The organism is Collinsella aerofaciens (genome assembly GCF_020709435.1).
GTDB classification, from domain to species: domain Bacteria; phylum Actinomycetota; class Coriobacteriia; order Coriobacteriales; family Coriobacteriaceae; genus Collinsella; species Collinsella aerofaciens_AU.
The window spans coordinates 1-381 of sequence record NZ_JAJFDP010000056.1 but is presented as its reverse complement, the minus strand read 5'-3'; the positions used below and the strand labels follow the sequence as shown (position 1 = coordinate 381).

The window sequence follows — 381 nt, the reverse complement described above, 5'->3', positions numbered from 1 at the left end:
ACGGCCCACCCAAAGATTGTTGAGACGGTCAACTTCGGTTGGCCGTCTTTTTTGTTGCCGGTGCACGGGTTCGAACCCGTATCTAGCTATATATAAGAACGCTTGGCGAACAAAACCCGCCTTTTACCGATGGGAAACAAATAGCTGATGCCTTTGGGGTAAAGTAGCGCTCCAGAGATGACCGATGTCTCAATACTCATAAAACAGCTGGTCATCGCCAATATCAGAAGCCAATGCTTCAGTTATAACCTCAGGGACGCGACTGAGGGACATATTCATTTGTGAACAAAATATGGAGTGCCAGATTCCCGCCCCCGGGGCCCCTCCGGTCTGGCAATATATCTCCTTGCCGCGCGGCCCGGTGGAACCGGGAACCAGCGC

Annotated in this window: 1 protein-coding gene; it reads right to left on the bottom strand. The window is 52.2% G+C overall.

What is annotated here, in order from left to right; translation table 11 throughout:
• Positions 1-189: 189 nt before the first annotated feature.
• The coding region (locus LK493_RS10115) for a hypothetical protein (protein ID WP_227790932.1) at positions 190-381 on the bottom strand (192 nt) is incomplete at its 5' end.